Here is a 20,636-nt window from a genome sequence, read left to right as displayed (position 1 = left end):
GGACGTCGCTGCAGGGCTCACCGCGGCCGACCGGCTGACCCGCTCGGCGGCCCCGCCGGGCAACGGCCCGGCGCCGGCGGTGACGGTCAGGGCGAGGAGCAGAGCGAAAGCGCGCGCGACGCCCCGCCGGGTGGCCGGCCGGCCACTGGTGGCGTGCATCCGCATCGATCGTCCCCCCGTGCGACAGGCCGGCCGGCGGGCGCCGACGGCGGGCTCCGGTGCCCGCCGGGCGTCGACCGCGCGGCCGTCTCCCGCCGGGCGGCGGGAGGCCGTGACAGACGCTAGGCCGATCGGGTGATGACCACCAGGGTCACGACGACACCCGTGCTCGCGCGTCCTGCGCGGCCGCGCGGGACACCCTGCGGCCGCGCGCGCATCGTTGCAGGTGGTGCCCGTTTTGCTACCCTTCGCGGGCGGACCGGCGGCACGGCCCGGCGCGCACGGCCCGGGCTCGGATGTGATGCGGATCACATCCCGTGTCCACGGGCGGAGGTGGCCGGGGCCCGCGTCACCACGTCACCGCCGCGTCCCGAGGCCGTACCGAGGAGGGTTCGTGCACGACGCCGCGACGGACGTGGCCCGCCCGGTGGTCGCCGTCTGGAAATCGACCTGGCTCGCGCCGTCCCAGACGTTCGTGCGCGACCAGCTGGCCGCGATGACCCGGTGGCGGCCCGTGACGATCGGCGAGCGTCAGGTCGCCGACGGCATCGCGCGCGCCGACCTCGCGCCGTTCCCGGACGGGCTCGTGGGCCGGGCCACCCGCCGGCTGAGCCGGGCGACGGGTCACCGCGGCGTGTACGAGCGCTTCCTGCGCCGCGAGGGCGCGGCCCTGGTCCACGCCCACTTCGGCACGAGCGCCGTGGGTGTCCTGCCCGTCGCGCGCCGGCTCGGGCTCCCGCTCGTCGTCACCTTCCACGGGTACGACGTCACCCAGGAGCCCACGCGCGGCGAGGCCGGACGGCGCTACGTCGAACGCCTGCAGGCGGTGTTCGCCTACGCGGACCTCCTCGTCGCTGTCTCGCAGCATCTCGCCGGACGCCTCGTCGAGCTGGGAGCGCCCCCGGAGAAGGTGCGGGTGCACCACATCGGCGTGCCCGTGGCCGGCGCCGTGGAACCCGCGGCGACGAGGGACGGGATCGTCTTCGTCGGCCGACTCGTCGACGTCAAGGGTCCCGCGGACCTGCTGGCGGCGGTCGAGCACCTGGACCGCGGGCGGGACCTCCGCGTGCGGGTCGTGGGCGACGGGCCGCTGCGCCGCCAGCTCGAGGAGCAGGCCGCGCGCGCGGGCCTGGCGGTCGAGATGCTCGGCCGGCTCCCCTCCGAGGGCGTCGCGCGCGAGCTGGCCCGGGCGGCCGTCTTCTGCGGCCCGTCACGCACGACCGCGACGGGTCAGGAGGAGGCCTTCGGCATCGTCTTCCTCGAGGCGGCCCGGCACGGGCTGCCGGTGGTGGCGTACCGCCACGCCGGGGTCCCCGAGGCCGTCGTGGACGGCGAGACCGGCCTCCTCGCCCCCGAGGGCGACGTCGGGGCGCTCGCCGCCCATCTGCGCACGCTCCTCGACGACCCGGCTCGGGCGGCTGCGCTCGGCGCGGCGGGCCGCGAGCGCGTGCTGCGCGACTTCGACGTGCGCACGCAGACGGCACGCCTCGAGGACCTCTACGACAGCGTGCTGGACGCGCGGCCCCGCGGCTCGCGCACCCGGCGCCCTCCGCGCACGCGCTAGCGCCGGGCTCCGCGGGACCGCACTAGGCGGACGACCTGCCGCGACCGGGCAGCACGGCGAGCACCCATCGGCCCGTGCGCGCGGTCGACCTCCGGTGCACCGTCGCGAGCACGACGGCAGCCGCGGCGCCGTACGCCGCGGCACCGGTCGCCAGCGTCAGGGCCGGGCCCGCCGACGACTGCGCCACGAGCGCGTAGGCGGCCACCCCCCACAGGGCGGCGTGCAGCGGGGGCAGCACCGCGCGGGCCTGCTGACCCGCCGTGACACCCGCGAGGCGCCGCTGCAGGTGCAGCAGGACGGGGCTGAGTGCGAACCCGGCGACCGTGTACCCGATCGCCACGCCGAGGACGCCCCAGCGCAGCCCGACGACGATGCCGGCGACCTGGACCGCGGTCGCGAGGAGCTCGTACCGCACGAGCAGGGAGACCTCGCCCGTCGCCTTGAGGAGCGGCCCGGTCACGTACAGCACGGTCTCGCGCGCGCCCGCCACCGCGAGGACCGTCAGGAGCGGCGCCGAGGGCAGCCATTGCCGCCCGAGCACCACCTCGACCAGCTCCGGGGACGCGACCGCGAGCAGCCCCATGGCCGGCACGGTCACGACGGCGAGCATCGCCGTCGCCTTGACGAGCGCGTCGGCGAGGAGCTCGCGGCGCCCCGCGAGCCGGGAGAACGCCGGGAACATCACACGGGAGACGGTCTGACCGACCAGCTGCACCGGGATGACGAGGACGCGGTACGCCATCCCGTAGTACGACAGCGCGACGACGCCGAGCACCCGTCCCACGAGGATGTTGTCGATGTTGCGCGAGAAGTACGCGATGCCGTCCGTGGCCATGACCCGCAGGCCGAAGGGCAGCAGCGCACGGACCTCGCTCACACGCAGGTTCGGCACCGGCCCGCGCGCCGACCACAGGAGGATGGTCGCGACGACCGCGTCGACCGTGACGACCTGGAACACGATCGAGGTGGCCCCGGCTCCGCAGAGCGCGGCCACGACACCCGCGGCGGCGCCCGCGGCGGCGCCCGACACGTCGGCGACCGCGATCGCGCGGAACGTCAGCGACCGCGCCTGCATGGCCCGGGGCGCGATGGCCAGGGACTTGACCACGAGGCCGAGGCCGAGGAGGCGCAGCACGGTGGTCAGCTCCTCGACCCTGAAGAAGTCGGCCACCCAGGGCGCGACGACGACGGTCAGGCCGGCGAGGAGCACGCCCGCGACGAGGTTCGCGCTCGCGACGGCGCCACCGGCCCACCGGCTCAGCACGGGCCGCTGGATCAGGGCGGACGCGAGCCCCTGGTCGAGCAGCAGCGTGGTGAACGTGACGTAGATCGTCGCCGCGCTGATGACGCCGTAGGTCTCGGGGCCGAGCACCCGGGCCAGCACGACGCTGGAGACGAGCAGGAACGCCTGGCGCCCCGCGACGGCGATCGAGTTCCACTGGACCGCCGAGGCCGCCGTCCCGCTGCCCACCGCCGCCTGGTCGGCAGGCGCCACGTCGCGACCGCTCACGGCGCGCCGCTCACCGCGGCCTCGAGGGCGGCCACGGCCCGGCCGCGGTACCGGGCGGGGTCGTGCCGGTCGCGCGCGGTGAGCGCGTCGGCGGCCGCCGCGCGCGAGAACTCCGGCCACGCGTCCCGCACCCGCCGCACGGCACCCGCCAGGGCCACCGGGTCCCCCGGGCGGACCTGCTGCGCCGAGCCGTAGCCCGCGGACGCCTCGCGCAGCCCGCTGGTCTCGCTCACGACGACCGGACGCGCCGCCAGCACCGCCTCCACCGCCGTGTTGCCGAAGGGCTCGTCGACCACGGAGGGCACGACGGCGACGTCGGCGTCCGCGAGGAAGGGCCACACCGAGGCGTGGAAGCCCCGCAGGTGCACGGAGCCCTCGAGGCCCAGCTCCTTCACGCGGTCGCGCAGCCCCTGCTCGAACCACTCGTAGCCGGGGAACACGGCGCCGACCACGTCCAGCCGAGCCGGGCACCCGGTCCGGTGGAGCTCGGCCAGCGCCTCGACCGCGACGTCGACACCCTTGCGGGCCGACAGGCGCCCCACGTACAGCAGGCGGACGGGCCCGTCGATCGTGCGGCGCGCCGGGACGACCTCGGCGGGCCCGGGCACCCCGTTGTCGACGACGACCGCCCGGCGCACCGCGGCGGGCAGCGACGCGCGCAGGACGTCGACGCTGAACCGGCTGTTCACGACGACGCTCGTGGCGAGCACCAGCGGGAGCGCCATGAGGCGGCGCACGATCGCGGGCGCGCCGGTCTCCGCCTCGTGCACGTGGACGACCACCGGGCGCCGCATGAGCCGGGCCAGGATCGTCCACAGCGGGACCGTCACGGTGCTCACGTACACCGCGTCGGGCCGGAGCCGCCCGAGGAGGGCCACGCCCCGTGCCGCACCGAGGACGGTGTCCGCGACGAGGAGGCCGAAGCCCGCGGGACGCAGGGCGCTCTTGCGCAGCACGGGCGAGCGCGTGCGCCGGACCTCGGCGCCCAGCGCCCGCAGCTCGGCGACCAGCGGACCGTCGTCGCACAGCGTGACGACGACCCGCCAGCCGGCCTCGCGGAAGCCCGCCACGCTCTCGAGCATCACGCGGTCCGAGCCGTAGAGCTCGGCGCCCGGGTGGGCGACGAGGACCGTCCGGCCCGCGGCCCGGACGTCCGGCGCGGGGGCGCGACGCCTCACGGCGCCGACGGATCCGTCGCGACGAGGTCGTCGAACGTCACGGTGAGCGGGAAGGTCGTGGACGACGCGGACACGTAGGAGACGAGCCCGACGCCGCCCGCGGCCTGGAGCGCCGCCGTGGAGTCGGTCGCGGTGAGCTGCCACGTGGTGGGCTCGGGTGTGCCGTCCTTCCAGACGCGGGTCCGCAGGGTGGTCGGCGACGTGCCCGTCACCTCGAGCCGGATGTGCAGCTGCTCGCCGGCAGCGAGCCTCACGCCCGGCACCGCACCGACGGCGAGCGTCGTCTCGGCGCCGTCCACGCGCGTCAGGTACACCGTCGCACTACCGTTCGCGGCCACCTTGACCTTGGCTCGGTAGTCCGCCGCACCCACGCGGCGGCCGACGAGCGACACGAACAGCCCGCCGCCGTCCGCCACCGGCGCGACGGTGGTCCGGACGCGGACGTCCGTCGAGGTCGAGGAGACGCCTGGCAGGAACGCCGACACGCCGGCGCCCGCTCTCGGCAGGACCATCCGGCCGGCCCCCTGCGCCACCGAGAAGGACGACGCCGCACCGACGAGCGACCACGCCCCACCCGTCGCCGCGCCACCCCACCCGCCGGTGACGTCCCGTGCGAAGTCGTCGGCCGCGAGGGGTCCGGCGGGCTCCGGGCCCGGGCCGGCGACCGTGACGACCTGCGACGCCGAGGACGACAGGCCGTCGTCATCGGTCGCGACGAGGACGATGGTGTACTGGCCCGCCGCGGCGTAGGTGTGCGTCGCGGTGGCCCCCGTCGCGGTCGTCCCGTCACCGAAGTCCCAGGCGTACCCCGTGACGGTGCCGTCGGCGTCCGTCGAGGCAGCACCGTCCACGGCGACCGACAGGCCGTCGGACGTCACACCGAAGGCCGCGACCGGCGCCTGTCCCGGCGGCGGCGGGGCGGCGACCGTGACCGCACGCGTGACGGACGCGGCGTCGCCGTCCTCGTCGGTGGCCGTGAGCGTCACCGAGTAGGTCCCGCCGGCGGCGTAGGTGTGGGTCGGCGTGGCGCCCGTGCCGAGCGTGCCGTCACCGAAGTCCCAGCCGTAGAGCGCGACCGTGCCGTCCGCGTCCGTGGTCCCGCTCGCGTCGAAGGTCACGCCCAGGCCCTCCGCGGCGTGCGTGAACGCCGGCACCGGGGGCTGGTTCTCCACGGGCTGCGGCTCGCCGACGCCGGCGGCGCGCAGGTCGTCGACCGTGAACGTCACAGGAGCGTTGGTCGTCGAGGTCGCGAGGTACGCCATGGCCCCGACGCCGCCCGCGGTCTGGAGCGCCGCCGTCTCGTCCGTGGCGGTCAGCTGCCAGTCCGCGGGCTCGGGCTGACCGTCCTCCCACACCTTGGCCTGCAGCGTCGACGGCGACGTGCCGGAGACCGTGACCCGCATGCGCAGGGCGTCGCCCGCCGCGTAGGACACCCCGGGCGCCACCGCGAGCGAGGCGAGGGTCGTCTCGGCACCGGTCACCCGGTTGAGGTACAGCGTGACCACGCCGTTCGGCGCGATCTTGACCTTGGCGCGGTAGTCGTTCGCGCCCACACGACGGCCGATGAGCGAGAAGAACGCGCCCGCGCCGTTCGCCACGGTCGTCGTCGCCACCCGCGCCGTCACGTCCGCGTCGTCCGAGGGAGCCCCGGCGAGCACCGCGGTGACGCCCGCGCCGCCACGCGGCACCGTCATGCGTCCGACCCCGTCGGCGACCGAGAACGCCGACGCGGCACCGACGAGCGACCAGGCGCCGCCGACGTCGGCCGTGCCCCACCCGCTCGGGAGGGTCCGCCCGAAGGCGTCGGCGGCGAACGGACCGGCCGGTTCGACCGGGGGCGCCGCGACGGTGACCTGCTGCGTCGTCGACGCCGTCTCCCCCGAGTCGTCGGTCACCGTGAGGGTGACGTCGTAGGTCCCACCCACGGCGTAGTCGTGCGACGCGGTCGCGCCGGTCGCCGTGGCCCCGTCGCCGAAGGTCCACGCGTGCGACGCGACGGTGCCGTCCGGGTCGGACGAGGCCGACCCGTCGACGTCCACGCGGAGCCCGTCCGCCGTCGCGGTGAACGAGGCGACCGGCGGCACCGCCGGGATCGTCCCGGCGCCGAGCGACCAGTGCTCGGCCACCGTCTCGGCGGACAGGGCACGGCTGTAGACCGCGACCTCGTCCACCGTCCCGGCGAGGTACGGCTGGACGCCACCGGTGGTGTCGCCACCCACCTTCCACCAGCCGGTGAGCGACCTGGCGGCGCTCTGCGGGTTCTCGCCCACCAGCTCGCCGTCCACGTACAGCCGCATGCCCTGCGCCGACTGCGTGGCGACCACGTGGTGCCATGCACCGTCGTTGTACGCCGCGGGCGTCGTGACGTTCGTGAACGCGTTCGCGACGAAGACCCCGAAGCTCAGGCGCCCGTCGGTGCCCATGACGACCTGCCGGTCGTAGCTGGTCGCCAGGCCCGTCTGGTTGTTGCCGAGGCCGATGAGCTTCCCGCCCGCCGTGGTGGTCGTGCTGAACCACAGCTCGGTCGAGTACACGCGCGGCGACGCGAACGAGCGGTCGCTCACGACGCGGGCCGACGAGCCGTCGAGCCGCACGCCGGTCCCGGTGCCGTCCGCGAGCGCACCGGGGGCGCCGAGCGCGACCGCACCGCGGAACGTGCCGGGCGTGGCGTAGGCGCCCGAGTCGCCCGCAGCGGTGCCGGACGTCTCGTCCAGGCGCCAGTACAGCTCCGGCTCGGCCGCCGCGACCGCGGCACCGTACTCGTCGGCCGGGGGCGCCGGCAGCGGCGACGTGCGGCCGGCCGCGACGAGGTGCGTCGCCACCTGGGCGTGCGTCAGGGCGCGGTCGTACACCGCGACCTCGTCGACGTCACCCGTGAAGTTGTCGTTCGTCGGGCGGTTGGTCCAGCCCTGGAGCGAGTCGCCGCCCACCCGCCAGTACCCGCCGTACATCCGGCCCTGGGCCGGGGCCGCCGACGCGACACGGACGCCGTCGACGTACAGGTGCGTCCCGCCCGCGTCGGCCGTGCCGACGACGTGGTGCCACTGCCCGTCGTTGTAGCTCTGGGTGCTCGACGCGACCACGCGCGAGCCCGAGTAGGGGCGGATGCCGAAACGCAGCCGTCCCTGGTTGTCCATGTAGACCTGACGGTCGGCGTAGCTCGAGGTGCCGGTCTCGGCGCTGCTGAAGCCCACGATCCGGCCGCCCTGCGTGGTCGTGGTGCGGATCCACGCCTCGACCGAGAACGTCGTCGGGCTCTCGATGTTCGGCGTCGTGCTCGCGTGGGCCTGCGCCGAGCCGTCCAGTGCGAGCGCCGTGTCGGTCTCGCCCGCGAGGGCACCGGGGGCGCCGGGCGTGGCTCCGGCGCGTGCCCGCAGGTCGTCCCACCCGGTCGCGTCGCGGAGCCACGGCCCGCTCGCCTCGCCGAGCCGCCAGTGCGCCACCGGCTCGTCGGCGAGCACCGTCTCGGCGTAGTCGCTACCCGCGGTCGCCGTGCCGGAGACCGTCACGGTGACCGTGTCGGACCAGGCCAGGTTCCCGGCCGGGTCGGTGGCGCGCAGCCGGTAGCGGTAGGTCGCGCCGGGCGTCAGGCCCTTGTCGACGTAGCCCATGGTCGGGCGGTCGTAGAACCGCGACCGCTGGACGACCTGGTAGATCGGGGCCGCGGTGTTGCTGTTGCGGATCAGGCTGTAGGTGAGGTCCTCGTTGTCCGGGTCCATGTTCGCGGTCCAGCGGAGTCGCACCGCCCGGTCACCCGGCGACGTCGCCGACAGGTCGAACTTGCCGCCGCTCAGCGACGGGCCCATGTCCTCGGGCGCCACGCCGGGCACCGCGAACCGCACGAGGCCCTGCTGGGGGCGGCCGCTCACGTTCTGGAACTCGCCGCCCATGACGACGTACTGCGAGGTGCCCACGACGGACCACGGGCCCTGGTTCTGCCCGGTGTACGTGCCCGTGTCCATGTCGGGGTACCAGTGCAGCTGGGAGGGGCGCGGGTTGCCCTCGAAGTTCGTGTAGTCGTACGGCTCCCGCGTGATCGTGCCGCCGACCGCCCTGGTGACGGCCGTGCCGAGGCGCATCTGCCAGGGCTCGGTCTGGTGGAACGCGTCCTGGTTGCCGCAGTAGTGCTTGTGGCTCGCCTGGTAGATGACCTCGCCCACCGGGAACGCCGAGTAGGTGTCCCCGTGGCAGTCCTCGATCCACTCGATCTCCCCGCCGCCCCAGTGCGCCGCGAAGGTGCCCTCCAGCGTCCCGGACTGGCGGCCGAACGTGTAGCCGCTGCCGTAGACGAAGTCCCCGTCGCCCGACAGGTGCGTGATGGCACCGTCGCGTCCGCCGTTGCGGATCCACCGCGTGTTGGCAGCGAACGGGAGCAGGGCGCCCGTCACGGGGTCGACCGACCCCAGGCCGAAGCCCGGGTCGGACGAGCCGTTGAGGGAGGTGAACGACCCGCCGACGACGACCTCGCTCCCGTCCGGCGAGACCAGGAGGGCGTTGACCCCGCTCGCGCCGGCCGCCGCCGGGGCCCACGGGAGCAGCTCGCCGGACGGCGAGGCGGCCGCGAGGCGCGTCCGGGTCTGCGTGCCCACCGCGTTGAAGAGCCCGCCGAAGTAGACGGCGTCCGCGGTCACCGCGATCGCGCGCACCGTGGCGTCGGGCTTGGGCACGAAGGACGGGATGAGCGCGCCCGTCGCGCGGTTGAGCGCGGCGATCCGCCACACGGACGCGCCGTTGACCTGCGTGAACTCACCGCCGATGTAGAGCCGGCTGCCGTCCGGCGACGCCTCGATCGCCCGTACCTGCGCGTTGGTCGTCGGCGCCCACGACGAGATGAGCTGTCCCGTGCGGATGTCGAACGCGAGCAGGTTCCGCCGTGCCACCGTCGAGGTGCCGGGCGCGGCACCGGACGGCCGCGCCGTCGCGAAGCTGCCCGCGACGTAGACGGTGTCCCCGACGACGACCTGGTCCCACACGACGCCGTCGACCTGGACCGTCGGCAGGGCGTCGGCGGACACGGTGGCGGGCACGCCGGGGACGGACGGGGTGGTGTCAGCCGCGGCGGTGCCGGCCGGCACGACGAGGCCCGTCAGGACGAGGACCGTCCCGGCGGCCGCGGCGACGGCGCGGCGCAGGACGTGCGTCAGCGGGAGCATGGGCAGCCTCGTTTCGAGAGATCCGCGCCGTGGGGCGAGGGGTCTCACCCTACGCGGACAACACGCCGTCAACCCGGTCCAAACGGGTGAAAACGGACGACCCTCGCAGGGCACGGGAGCGGCGCGCAGGGCACGGGCTACGGCGCGGTGACCGTCAGGTCGTCCACCGTCACCGTCAGGGGCACGCCGGCGGTCGACGACGACAGGTACGCGGCCGGCCCCACGCTCCCGGCGCTCGGTGCGGTCAGCCGTCAGACGTCGGCGGGGTCGCCTCGGAACACGACCACGGGTGCCTGCGTCGAGTAGCTCACCTCGAGGGCGACGACCGAGCGCGAGCCCTCGTCCACCGCGAAGACGTAGGTGCCCGTGACGGACGCGCCCGGCGCCAGCGAGCCTGAGAACGGCGTCGCGGGCGGGCCGGTCATCGGCAGCCCGGGGACGCCGGCGTCGTCCGTCAGGTTGACCGTCACGGCGCCCAGGTCCACCGCGGCGGCGGACGTGTTGGTGAGGGAGATGTCGAAGGCCAGCGCGGGCCCGGCGATCTCCCCCGGGCCCTGCGGCTCCGCGCGGATCGCCTCGACGCCCGCGAGCTCGGACGTGACGCCCGTGCCGAAGTCGGCGGTCTCCGAGAGCGCGACCGGCTCGGCCGTGGGCAGCACCCCCTCGGGCTCGGCCGCGCCCGGCGCACCGCCCTGGGGTGCACCGGTCGCGCTCGGCGACGGGGACGCGCTCGGGGCGGCGCTCGACGTGGACGCGTCGGTCGGGGCGGACCGGGTCGGGCTCGGCGTCTCGCCGTCGCCCCCCGCCGTGCACCCCGCGAGGAGCGCGGCCGCCAGGAGCACGGCGACCGCCCTGCGGCCGTCAGCCACCGGTCACCGCCCCGCGTGTCGCCGGCGCGCCCTCGGCGGCCAGGCGCACCATGTCGCCCCGCCACTTCACGAGCGCGAGCGCGAGGTGCCCGGCGCACCCGGCGAGCAGGACGGTGTACGCCGCGTAGAAGGCCGTCGGGGCGGCGAGCAGCACGAAGGCCAGGCACAGCACGCCGTAGTCGGTCGGCAGCACGAGCAGCCGCCGGAGCAGCGGGACCGGTCGGGGCGCAGCGCCGGCGACACGTGCGCCCGTGCGCGCGAGCGCGTGGTTGAGCTTGAGCTGGTCGTTGAGGATCATCGCGAAGAACGACACGCTGGCGACCGCCGTGAACGCGACGGGCACGAGCAGCCAGGCGTCCGAGGGCAGGTCCAGGAACCGGTAGGCCATCACGAGGACCGCGAGGTGCAGGGTCGAGATCTTGATGGCGTCCACCACGTGGTCGAGCCACTCCCCCGCCACGGTGCCGCCGCCGCGCAGGCGGGCCACCTGCCCGTCGGCGGAGTCGAAGGCGTAGCCCACCACGAGCGCCAGCGGGACGAGCACGGCGGTCCAGAGCCCCGGCCCGACGAGGGCCACGAGCGCGATGCCCGTGAAGGTGAACGCCGCGCTGATCCCCGTCACGGCGTCCGGTGTGAGGCCGCGCCGGAAGGCCCAGGCGGCGAGGAGCCGGCCCACGGGCCGGTTCACGAGGACGGAGTACGCCGGCGCCCCCGGTGCGGCGGCCTTCTGGGCGGACGCCAGGCGTCCCACCACGTCTCGGTACGTCTCTGCCACGACCGTCGCCCCCACCGTCATCGTCGTGCCGCCTTCCGGCCGGATGCCGCCCTGCTCTGCCCCGACCTGCCGCGAGCCCTCGCCCCGGCAGCCAGGCGCACGCACAGGTCCTCGTAGCGCGAGGCGACGTCGTCCCAGTCGTAGCGCTCCGCCTCGGCGAGGGCCGCGGCGGCGCGGCGCCGCACGCCGGCCACGTCGCGCTCGGCCAGGTCGACCTCGCGCGCGACGTCGTCCGCCGTGGTGAACCAGCGCCCGCTCGTCCCGAGCACCTCGCGGTTGAACGACACGTCGAACGCGGTCGTCGCGGTGCCGGCACCGAGCGCACGCAGGAGCGAGGGGTTGGTGCCCCCGACCGAGTGCCCGTGCAGGTACGTGCGGGCGTTCGCGTACAGCTGGTCCAGGAGGTGCTGGTCCCAGACGCCGCCGAGGAAGCGCACGCGCGCGTCGGCGAGGGAGTGGACCCGCGCCGTGTACTCGTCCGAGTACGGCGCCGAGCCGACGACGACCAGCGGCAGCCGCGCGCCGCTGCGCCGGTAGCCGTCGACGATGACGTCGACGTGGTTCTCCGGCTCGAAGCGTGCGACGACGAGGTGGTAGCGGTCGGGCTCCAGCCCCGCCGCCCCGAGGCGGTCCGACGCCTGCGCCACCAGCGGCGCGCCGTACGCGATCAGCTCGGTCGGCACGCCGAACCGCTCGCGGTAGTAGTCGGCGATGCCCTGGGCGTCGGCGATGAGCGCGTCCGACCAGCGCACCGCGAGCGCCTCGGCGCGCCGGTAGTACTCGCGGCCGGTGCGACCCCACTTGGCACGCCGCCACTCGAGCCCGTCGACGTGCGTGGCGACCGGGATCCGCGCCGCGCGCACGATCGGCAGCCACGGCGCGTTCGCCGCGTTGAAGACCACGGCGGCGTCCGTGCGGTGCCCCGCGAGGTGCCCGACCGAGAGGCCGGTGTGGCTGAGCGTCTCCAGCGAGCGGCTGCGGACGGCCGGCAGGTGCACGAGGCGCATGCCGAGGTGGGTGGGACGGGCGTCCTCGTCGCCGCCACGGCAGTAGACCGTGACCGAGTGCCCACGGTCCACGAGGCGGCGACCGACCTCCTCGACGCACGTCTCGAACCCGCCGTAGCGCGCGGGGACCCCACGGGTCCCGACGAGTGCGATCCTCACAGCCCCACCTCACATCTGGTCGCGCCGCCGGGACGCCGCGCCTCCTGGAGCGGCGCCCAGACTACTGAGACCCGTCCCCCCGGCACGCCCCTCGACGGGCACTTCACCCGGCTGCCACGAGGCCGCCGGCTCACATCAGCCAGGCGCCGGCGCCCGTCAGTACGGCTCGGGCGGTCGTCACCTGGGTCGCGCGGGCCGGCGGCGCGTCAGCCATGACGTGCCTGACCCGCGTCCACCGGCACCTGGGTCAGCACCGACAGCGCCCGACGCAGCAGCGTGCTCGAGGTGTGGACGGTGTACGGGAAGTACACGACCTGCACCCCGACCTCCGCGAAGCGACGCTCGAGCTCGGCCCCCTGCGGCGTGCCCCGCCAGTCGTCGCCCTTGAAGAAGACGTCGAACGGGCGCCGGCGCCACGTCTCGAGCTTGTCCGGCTGCGTCTCGACGAACACCTCGTCGACGACGTCGAGGTGTCGCACGATCTCCGCGCGCTCGTGGGTGGGGATGATGGGCGCGCGACCCTTGGCCAGCTCGAGCATCTCGTCGGAGACGACCCCGGCGACCAGGTAGTCGCACTGCGCCCGCGCGTGCCGCAGCACGTTGAGGTGACCGACGTGGAAGAGGTCCCACGCCCCGGGCGCATAGCCGACGACCCTCGCGCCGTCGGCCGGGTTCCCGTCAGTACGCACCATGGCCTCCCAGCACCGCCCGCGCGGTCTTCCACAAGATCGTCAGGTCCATCGCGAGGGACCAGTTGTCGACGTAGCGCAGGTCCAGGCGCACGGCCTCCTCCCAGCTGAGGTCCGACCGCCCGGAGACCTGCCACAGGCCGGTCAGCCCGGGCTTGACCCGGAGCCGGCGGTGGACCGAGTCCTCGTAGCCCGCGACCTCCGACGCGAGGGGCGGCCGGGGTCCGACGAGGGACATGTCGCCCTTGACCACGTTGAGCAGCTGGGGCAGCTCGTCGAGCGAGTACCGCCGCAGGAGCCGTCCGACCCGCGTGACCCGCGGGTCCTCGCGCATCTTGAACAGCACGCCGCTGCCCTCGTTGCTCGCGAGCAGGGCGGCACGCCGCGCGTCGGCGTCGACGAACATGGTGCGCAGCTTCCACATGGTGAACGTGGAGCCGTCCACGCCGATGCGGCTCTGCCGGTAGAACGCCGGGCCGGGCGAGGTCGCCCGCACCAGGACCGCCGCCACGAGGACGACGGGCAGGGCCGCGAGCGCCAGCGCCATGCCCACGACGCGGTCCAGGAGAGCCTTGGCGACGAGGCGCTGCCGGGGCGCCCCGATCTCGACCTCCAGCAGCGAGAGCCCCGCCGTGGGTCGCACCGTGAGCCGCGGCGTGGTGACCTCCACCAGGTCCGGGGCGACGATCAGCTGCGCGCCGGCCCGGTCGAGCGCCCACGACAGCCGCCGCAGGGCCTCGCCACCGAGGTAGCGCCCCGCGACGACGACGACGTCGATCGCCCGGTCGACCACCACCTGCGGGACGTCGGCCACGGCACCGACCACGGGCACCAGGCCGATGCCCGGCACGGTGCCGAGGCTCGGCACGCACACGCCGGTCACCTGGTAACCGTGGTGCGGGGCGCCCTGCAGGTGCACCACGACGCGCGCCACGTCGGCGGGGTCACCGACCACGACCGTGCGCCGCATCGCCGCGCCCCGGGCGCGCTCACGGTGCAGCGCCCGCCGGTTGACGTAGCGCGCCGCGATGAGGACCACGACCAGGGCCGGGACGCCGCCGAGCACCAGCGCCGGCGGGATGTCGAGGCCCGTGATGAAGCCGAGCGCCATGAGCAGCGCCATGGCGAGGCCGCCGGCCCGGAGCAGGGCCTGGTACTCCGCCGGCCCGTCCCCGAGGACCTCCCGGTGGTAGCCGCGGGCGGCCGCCACCAGGCCGAGGAAGCCGGTCACCCCGGCGACCAGGAGGACGGCGCCGTCGAGAGCGGTGCCGTAGCGCGGGACCACGGCTGCGGCGACGACCGCGACGGCGACGGCGGTGTCGAGGGCGACCACGCGCCAGCGGTACACGACCGAGCGTGCGGACCAGAGGTGGGCCAGCGCGGCGTCGTCGTTGAACGGCGTCCGTCGGTGCTCGAACGGCTGCGCGGAGGCCCACGACCGCCGGGCCTCGGCAGCGACCCCGCGCCGGTCGTGCTCGCTGGGCCGGTCGAACCCGGGCTCCGCTGCCAGTGTCACCGACCGTTCACCCCCCAGACGTCGCGATCTGGATCGAGGCTATATCGGCCGGTACGTCACAAAGGTGCGTTCTGTCTGATTTCACCCGAATGGCACGCGGGTCGTGACCTGTCCGTGACCTGGGCCCGCGTCCGCCTCAGGCCGGCGCGTGGAACCTCTGCTGCGCGGCGAGCAGCCCCTGCGTCACGACCGCCTCGACGGCGTCGGCGGCGGAGTCCAGGAGCCAGGGCAGCTCCTTGCGCTCGGCCCCCGAGAAGTCCTTGAGGACGAAGTCGGCCGGGTCCTGGCGCCCGGGCGGCCGCCCGACCCCGACGCGCACGCGCACGTAGTCGCGCGTCCCGACGGCGGCGCTGATGCTCCGCAGGCCGTTGTGCCCGCCCTCGCCCCCGCCCTGCTTGAGCCGGACCGTCGCGAAGGGGATGTCGAGCTCGTCGTGGACCACCAGGAGGTGGTCCACCGGGACGCCGAGGTACTGCACGAGGGCGCCGACGGGGCCGCCCGAGACGTTCATGTAGCTCGACGGCTTGGCCAGGAGCACGCGAGGACCGGGAGCGCCCCCGGGAAGCGTGCCGAGGCGCACGTCGGCGACGCGCGAGCGGGTGCGGTGCGTGGTGAACGTCGCGCCGGCACGGCGCGCCAGCTCGTCCAGGACCATCTGCCCGACGTTGTGGCGGTTGCCCGCGTAGCCGGGACCGGGGTTGCCGAGCCCGACGACGAGCCACGGGTCGCTCATCCCGGCTCCTTCCACCTGGTCCGCTCCGGATGTGGGAGCGGCGCCCGGTCCGAGGGACCGGGCGCCGCGTCGTGCTGCGTGGTGAGGCTCAGGCCTCGGACTCCGCGGCGGCGGCCGAGGCGGCCGACTGCGCCGCGGCCTGCTCCTCGACGGCGGCCGCGTCGGCCTCGTCCGCGGCGCTCACCGTGGGCGTCGAGATCGTGAGGATGACCTGCTCGGCGTCACCGATGAAGGTCGCGCCGGCCGGCAGGACCAGGTCGGAGCCGCGCACCTGCGTGCCGGCCTCGAGGCCCTCGACCGAGACCTCGATCGACTCGGGGAGGTGGGTCGCCTCGGCCTCGAGCGTGACCGACTGCGCCTCGACGACGTGGATCGTGCCCGGGGCGGACTCGCCGGTGACGACGACGTTGACGTCGACGGTGACCTTCTCGCCCTTCTTGACCACGAGGAGGTCGACGTGCTCGATGACGTTCTTGACCGGGTCGCGCTGGACGTCCTTGGCGATGGCGAGCTGCGGCGCCTGGCCGTCGAGCTCGATCGAGAAGAGCGCGTTCGCGTGCTTGAGCGCGAGCATCGTCTCGTGGCCCGGGAGCGCGATGTGCTGCGGGGCGCCGCCGTGCCCGTAGAGCACGGCGGGGACGAGGTGGGCGCGGCGGGTCCGGCGGGCGGCGCCCTTGCCGAACTCCGTGCGGGTGGTGGCGGCGAGCTTGATCTCGGACACGGGGAAACTCCTGTGACGACGTGGGGTGACGGGCTGATCGCCGGGCCTGCCGGCAGCTGGAGCGGCCTCGGCGCGGGACGCAGGACGGACGCGCGGAGGACCGCCCGTCGATCACGGAGTCGCGGTGACCGCCCAGAGGCGGCCGTCCGACGTCCCTCGCCGAGGCAACTGCGCCACTCTACCCGGAGCCCGCGCCGGAGCCGAACCGGCGCCTGCGCTCAGACGGCGCCGTCGAAGAGCGAGGTCACCGAGCCGTCGTCGAACACCTCGCGGATCGCGCGCGCGATGAGGCCCGCGATCGACAGCACGGTGAGCTTGTCGAAGCGGCACTCGTCGGTGATCGGCAGCGTGTCGGTCACGATGACCTCGCGCGCGCCGCACTCCTGCAGCCGCGCGGCGGCGGGGTGCGACAGCACGCCGTGGGTCGCCGCCACGATGACGTCCTTGGCGCCCGCGTCGAGCAGCACGCGCACGGCCTCGGCGATGGTGCCGCCGGTGTCGATGAGGTCGTCGACCAGCACGGCGGTCCGGCCCTCGACCTCGCCGACGACGCGGTTCGCGACGGACTTGTTCGGCCGGCTGATGTCGCGCGTCTTGTGCACGAACGCCAGCGGGCACCCGCCCAGCTTGGCGGCCCACTGCTCGGCGACCCGGATGCGGCCGGCGTCGGGCGAGACCACGGAGACGTTGGACAGGTCGACGCGCGTGCGGACGTAGTCCACGAGCAGCGGCATGGCCCAGAGGTGGTCCACCGGCCCGTCGAAGAAGCCCTGGGTCTGCGCCGCGTGCAGGTCGACGCTCATGAGCCGGTGGGCGCCGGCCGTCTTGAACAGGTCGGCGATGAGGCGGGCCGAGATCGGCTCCCGCCCGCGGTGCTTCTTGTCCTGGCGCGCGTAGCCGTAGAACGGCTGGATCACCGTGATCGTCTTGGCGGACGCGCGCTTGAGCGCGTCGACCATGAGCAGCTGCTCCATGATCCACTGGTTGATCGGTGCCGTGTGGCTCTGCAGGACGAACGCGTCCGCGCCGCGCACGCTCTCCGAGAAGCGGACGTAGATCTCGCCGTTCGCGAAGTCGTACGCCGTCGTCGGCAGCAGCTCCACGCCGAGCTCGCGCGCGACGTCGTCGGCCAGCTCGGGGTGGGCACGCCCGGAGACCAGGACGAGGCGCTTCTCCCCGTCGTGCCGCGTGATACCGGTCATCGTCGTCAGCGCCCTTCGGTGGTGGGTGCGGCATGGTCCCGGCCGTCGGGCGACTGCTCCTGGCCCACCTGGCCCGCGCGCGCCAGCTCCGCGAGGGCCTGCGGCGAGAGCCCGGCGGCCTCGTCACCCAGCGCGGCGCCCGCGGCCTTGGCCGACGGCGTGCCGGGCCGGCGACGCAGCACCCAGCGGTCCAGCGTGCGCTGGGGTGCCGTGTTGATCCCGAGCGCACCCGGCCGCACGTCCTGGCGGATGACTGACCCGGCCCCCGTGTAGGCGCCGTCGCCGATCGTCACCGGGGCGACCAGCGCGTTGTCCGAGCCGATCCTCACGTGCGAGCCGACGGTCGTGCGGTGCTTGGTGACGCCGTCGTAGTTGACGAAGATCGTCGCGGCACCGATGTTCGTGTGCTCGCCGATCGTCGCGTCGCCGACGTAGGACAGGTGCGGCACCTTCGAGTGGTCGCCGATGGTCGCGTTCTTCGTCTCGACGAACGCGCCGATCTTGCCGTCGGCGCCCAGCGAGGTGCCCGGTCGCAGGTAGGAGAACGGGCCGACGACGGCGCCCGCCCCGATCCGCGAGCCGCTGCCGTGCGAGCGCACCACCTGGGCGCCCTCCTCGACGACCACGTCGGTCAGCGTCGTGTCCGGCCCGACGACGGCGCCGCGCGCCACGCGCGTGCGGCCGTGCAGCTGCGTGCCGGGCAGCAGGGTCACGTCCTGCTCGAGCTCGACGTCCGCGTCGACCCACGTCGTGGCCGGGTCGACGACGGTGACGCCCGCGACCATCCAGTCCGTGACGATGCGGCGGTTGAGCTCGGCCCCGAGGACCGCGAGCTGGGCGCGGTCGTTGACGCCCTCGACGAGCACCGGGTCGTCGACGCGCAGGGCGCGCACCGCACCGCCGTCGGACCGCGCGATCGCCAGGACGTCGGTGAGGTACACCTCGCCCTGCGCGTTGTCCCGCCCCAGCCGCCCGAGCGCACCGCGCAGCACGGCGGAGTCGAAGACGTAGACCGAGGAGTTGATCTCGCGCACCGCGCGCTGCTCGTCGTCGGCGTCCTTGTGCTCGACGATGCCCGCGACCTCGCCCGTGCCCGGCTCCCGCAGGATCCGCCCGTAGCCCGTCGGGTCGTCGACCTCGGTCGTGAGCACCGTCACGGCGTTGCCGTCCGCGACGTGCGCCGCGAGGAGCTGGCCGAGCGTCTCGCCGTCGAGCAGCGGGATGTCCCCGGCGAGCACCACGACCGGGCCCTCGACCTGGTCCGGGCCGCCGCCGTCGTGCACCGAGGCGGCGTGGACGGCCGCGTCGAGCACGCCGAGGCCGCACCGGACCGCGCGTCCGGTGCCCGGGACGTCGTCCTGGTCGGCGATCAGCACGTCCGGGTCCAGCTCGAGCGCGTGCGCCGCCACCCGGTCGCGCTCGTGGCGCACGACCACGGCGAGACGGACGGGGTCCAGGGCCCGGGCCGCGACCAGCGCGTGGCCGAGCATGGTGCGACCGGCGAGACGGTGCAGCACCTTGGGGGTGGCGGACCGCATCCGGGTGCCCTCCCCTGCGGCGAGCACGATGACGGCGGCGGGGCGGGCGTAGGACACAGGACTCCCGGGAGTGCTCGACTGCTCCGCCAACGAGCGGCGGCGGCCACGCGGTGGGGCTCGTCGTCACTCTACCGTCGCTGGAACGGCCCTCCGACGCCCCCGTCGGCAGCACCTGCCGGCACCGCTCCGCCCCCAGGATTCGAACCTGGACCGCAAGGCTCCAAAGGCCTGCGTGCTGCCGTTACACCAGGGCGGACCGGCGCGCGTGGGACGGTCCGTCCCGACCCCTGGACGGGCCGGACGGTCCGCGGCGCGCGACGGTGCCCCAGTCTGCCAGGGCCGCACGGCATGATGGGCGCGTGGCGACGCAGAGCAGACGAGCACCGCGGGCGCGGATGACGGGGACACAGCGGCGCGAGCAGCTGCTCGACGTGTCCCGCACGCTGTTCGCCGAGAAGGGCTTCGAGGGCACCAGCGTCGAGGAGATCGCCTCGCGGGCGCAGGTGTCCAAGCCCGTCGTCTACGAGCACTTCGGCGGCAAGGAGGGCGTCTACGCCGTCGTCGTCGACCGCGAGATCCGGGCGCTGACGGGCGCTCTGACCGGCGCGCTCGAGGCCGGCGGGCACCCGCAGGTGCTCGTCGAGCGCACCGCCCTCGCGCTGCTCGAGTACATCGAGACGTCGACGGACGGCTTCCGGATCCTCGTGCGGGACTCCCCGGTCGCCCAGGCGACCGGCACGTTCTCGAGCCTCATCGGCGACGTCGCCGCGCAGGTGGAGCACCTGCTGGGGCACCAGTTCACGCGGCGGGGGCTCGACCCTCGCACGGCCCCCCTGTACGCCCAGATGCTCGTCGGCATGGTGGCCCTGACGGGGCAGCACTGGCTCGACACGCGCAGCCCCGAGAAGGAGCAGGTGGCCGCGCACCTGGTCAACCTCGCGTGGCACGGCCTGTCCGGTCTGCAGGGCAGCCCGGTGCTGCGCGGCGAGGAACCGCCCCACACCACGCCCGACGGCACCGACGCCCGGGAGGACGGGTGACCGACGAGGTCGACCGCATCGTCGCCGCCTGGCGCCGGGAGCGTCCGGACCTGGACGTGGAGCCGCTGCGGGTCCTGTCGCGGGTCAGCCGCCTCGCCCGCCACCTGGACCTGGCGCGGCGCACGGCGTTCGAGCGGCACGAGCTCGAGCTGTGGGAGTTCGACGTGCTGTCGGCCCTGCGTCGCGCCGGCGCGCCCTACCAGCTGTCCCCCGGCGCTCTGGTCACGCAGACCCTCGTGACCAGCGGCACGATGACCAACCGGATCGACCGCCTCGAGGCCCGCGGCCTCGTCGAGCGGCTCCCCGTCCCCGCCGACCGCCGCGGCGTGCTCGTCCGGCTGACGCCCGAGGGGCGCGTGCGGGTCGACACCGCGCTCGAGGACCTGCTCCGGGTCGAGCGGGGCCTGCTGGGCTCGCTGAGCGCCGCGGACCAGGACGCGCTGGCCGACCTGCTGCGGACCGTCATGGCCCCCTTCGACGCCTGAGGGCCTCGGCCCGCCGGCGTGCCGGCGTCGGCAGGAGGCCGGCCCGAGGTCAGCCCGCGGTCAGCCCGAGGTCTCCGCGGTCTCCGCGGCCGTGAGCCACTCCTCCTCGAGGGCGTCCCGCTCGGCCGCGAGCTCGCGCAGCTCGGTGTCGAGGCGCTGCACGGTCTGGTGGTCCGTGGCCGACGCCGCCATCGCCTCGTGGAGCTCGTTCTCGCGCGTCGCGATCCGGGCGAGGCGGCGCTCGATCCGGGTGACGTCCTTGCGCGCGGCGCGGACCTCGGCCGCGCTCGGCCCCGCCGGCGGCGGGGCGGGCGTCCCGGCCGGCTCCGCGGCGTCGG

Annotated in this window: 15 protein-coding genes, 1 tRNA gene and 1 pseudogene; 3 read left to right on the top strand and 14 right to left on the bottom strand. The window is 75.0% G+C overall.

All coding sequences use genetic code 11. The features are described 5' to 3' along the window. Positions 1-553: 553 nt before the first annotated feature. Positions 554-1,723 carry a glycosyltransferase gene (locus IDM29_RS05785; RefSeq protein WP_182113259.1) on the top strand — a complete coding sequence of 390 codons (1,170 nt, stop codon included), beginning with the start codon at positions 554-556 and terminating at the stop codon, positions 1,721-1,723. A 22-nt stretch (positions 1,724-1,745) separates the two neighbouring features. On the opposite strand, the gene IDM29_RS05780 is transcribed toward IDM29_RS05785, so the two are convergent. The 13 genes from IDM29_RS05780 to IDM29_RS05720 all read right to left on the bottom strand — a co-directional run bounded on the left by IDM29_RS05780 (position 1,746) and on the right by IDM29_RS05720 (position 19,029). Continuing rightward, the gene (locus tag IDM29_RS05780) at positions 1,746-3,218 is read right to left on the bottom strand and encodes a lipopolysaccharide biosynthesis protein (protein ID WP_182113258.1); all 1,473 of its coding nucleotides are present in this window, start codon (positions 3,216-3,218) and stop codon (positions 1,746-1,748) included. Positions 3,219-3,229: 11 nt separating this feature from the next. After that, on the bottom strand, positions 3,230-4,411 hold the full coding sequence (locus IDM29_RS05775) for a glycosyltransferase (RefSeq protein WP_255491770.1): 1,182 nt from the start codon (positions 4,409-4,411) through the stop codon (positions 3,230-3,232). Then, on the bottom strand, positions 4,408-9,564 hold the full coding sequence (locus IDM29_RS05770; protein WP_182113257.1) for a PKD domain-containing protein: 5,157 nt from the start codon (positions 9,562-9,564) through the stop codon (positions 4,408-4,410). The genes IDM29_RS05775 and IDM29_RS05770 overlap by 4 nt, the downstream gene beginning before the upstream one ends. A gap of 251 nt (positions 9,565-9,815) precedes the next feature. Further along, positions 9,816-10,433, bottom strand: coding sequence for a hypothetical protein (locus IDM29_RS05765; RefSeq protein WP_182113256.1), 618 nt, complete (start codon positions 10,431-10,433; stop codon positions 9,816-9,818). After that, complete coding sequence (locus IDM29_RS05760; RefSeq protein ID WP_309232679.1) at positions 10,426-11,184, bottom strand: CDP-alcohol phosphatidyltransferase family protein; 759 nt, start codon at positions 11,182-11,184, stop codon at positions 10,426-10,428. Before IDM29_RS05760 ends, IDM29_RS05765 begins: the two co-directional genes overlap by 8 nt. 41 nt (positions 11,185-11,225) lie before the next feature. Continuing rightward, entirely contained in the window at positions 11,226-12,374 is a 1,149-nt protein-coding gene (locus IDM29_RS05755; protein ID WP_182113254.1) for a DUF1972 domain-containing protein, read from the bottom strand. A 206-nt stretch (positions 12,375-12,580) separates the two neighbouring features. Beyond that, on the bottom strand, positions 12,581-13,066 hold the full coding sequence (locus IDM29_RS05750; RefSeq protein ID WP_182113253.1) for an adenylyltransferase/cytidyltransferase family protein: 486 nt from the start codon (positions 13,064-13,066) through the stop codon (positions 12,581-12,583). Beyond that, positions 13,053-14,579: a sugar transferase gene (locus tag IDM29_RS05745; protein ID WP_182113252.1), complete on the bottom strand. Its 1,527-nt coding sequence runs from the start codon at positions 14,577-14,579 to the stop codon at positions 13,053-13,055. The genes IDM29_RS05750 and IDM29_RS05745 overlap by 14 nt, the downstream gene beginning before the upstream one ends. A gap of 136 nt (positions 14,580-14,715) precedes the next feature. Then, entirely contained in the window at positions 14,716-15,312 is a 597-nt protein-coding gene (pth, locus tag IDM29_RS05740) for an aminoacyl-tRNA hydrolase (protein WP_182113251.1), read from the bottom strand. An 88-nt stretch (positions 15,313-15,400) separates the two neighbouring features. Continuing rightward, positions 15,401-16,033 carry a 50S ribosomal protein L25/general stress protein Ctc gene (locus IDM29_RS05735; protein ID WP_182113250.1) on the bottom strand — a complete coding sequence of 211 codons (633 nt, stop codon included), beginning with the start codon at positions 16,031-16,033 and terminating at the stop codon, positions 15,401-15,403. Between the two features lie 218 nt (positions 16,034-16,251). Beyond that, complete coding sequence (locus tag IDM29_RS05730) at positions 16,252-17,235, bottom strand: ribose-phosphate diphosphokinase (RefSeq protein ID WP_182113249.1); 984 nt, start codon at positions 17,233-17,235, stop codon at positions 16,252-16,254. Positions 17,236-17,240: 5 nt separating this feature from the next. Beyond that, a complete protein-coding gene (gene glmU / locus IDM29_RS05725; RefSeq protein WP_182113248.1) occupies positions 17,241-18,830 on the bottom strand; it encodes a bifunctional UDP-N-acetylglucosamine diphosphorylase/glucosamine-1-phosphate N-acetyltransferase GlmU in 1,590 nt (529 codons plus the stop codon). 127 nt (positions 18,831-18,957) lie between these two features. Then, a tRNA-Gln gene (locus IDM29_RS05720) sits at positions 18,958-19,029 on the bottom strand. A 139-nt stretch (positions 19,030-19,168) separates the two neighbouring features. On the opposite strand from IDM29_RS05720, the gene IDM29_RS05715 reads away from it, so the two are divergent. After that, positions 19,169-19,813, top strand: coding sequence for a TetR/AcrR family transcriptional regulator (locus IDM29_RS05715; protein ID WP_182113247.1), 645 nt, complete (start codon positions 19,169-19,171; stop codon positions 19,811-19,813). Then, the gene (locus IDM29_RS05710; RefSeq protein ID WP_182113246.1) at positions 19,810-20,298 is read left to right on the top strand and encodes a MarR family winged helix-turn-helix transcriptional regulator; all 489 of its coding nucleotides are present in this window, start codon (positions 19,810-19,812) and stop codon (positions 20,296-20,298) included. Before IDM29_RS05715 ends, IDM29_RS05710 begins: the two co-directional genes overlap by 4 nt. Positions 20,299-20,358: 60 nt before the next feature. Here IDM29_RS05710 and IDM29_RS05705 read toward each other — a convergent pair. Beyond that, positions 20,359-20,636, bottom strand: a pseudogene (locus IDM29_RS05705) (ABC transporter ATP-binding protein); the annotation flags it as partial.

It is taken from the genome of Actinotalea sp. JY-7885 (assembly GCF_014525465.1).
GTDB lineage: Bacteria > Actinomycetota > Actinomycetes > Actinomycetales > Cellulomonadaceae > Actinotalea.
Note: the sequence above shows the minus strand (reverse complement) of the source record. Positions and strands in the feature narration are given on the sequence as shown.

What these genes read in the sequence shown, in the direction of transcription:
- IDM29_RS05715 (WP_182113247.1), top strand. Translation starts at nt 19,169, where the DNA reads ATGACGGGGACACAGCGGCGCGAGCAGCTGCTCGACGTGTCCCGCACG.
- IDM29_RS05730 (WP_182113249.1), bottom strand. Translation starts at nt 17,235, where the DNA reads ATGACCGGTATCACGCGGCACGACGGGGAGAAGCGCCTCGTCCTGGTC.
- pth (WP_182113251.1), bottom strand. Translation starts at nt 15,312, where the DNA reads ATGAGCGACCCGTGGCTCGTCGTCGGGCTCGGCAACCCCGGTCCCGGC.
- IDM29_RS05770 (WP_182113257.1), bottom strand. Translation starts at nt 9,564, where the DNA reads ATGCTCCCGCTGACGCACGTCCTGCGCCGCGCCGTCGCCGCGGCCGCC.
- IDM29_RS05750 (WP_182113253.1), bottom strand. Translation starts at nt 13,066, where the DNA reads ATGGTGCGTACTGACGGGAACCCGGCCGACGGCGCGAGGGTCGTCGGC.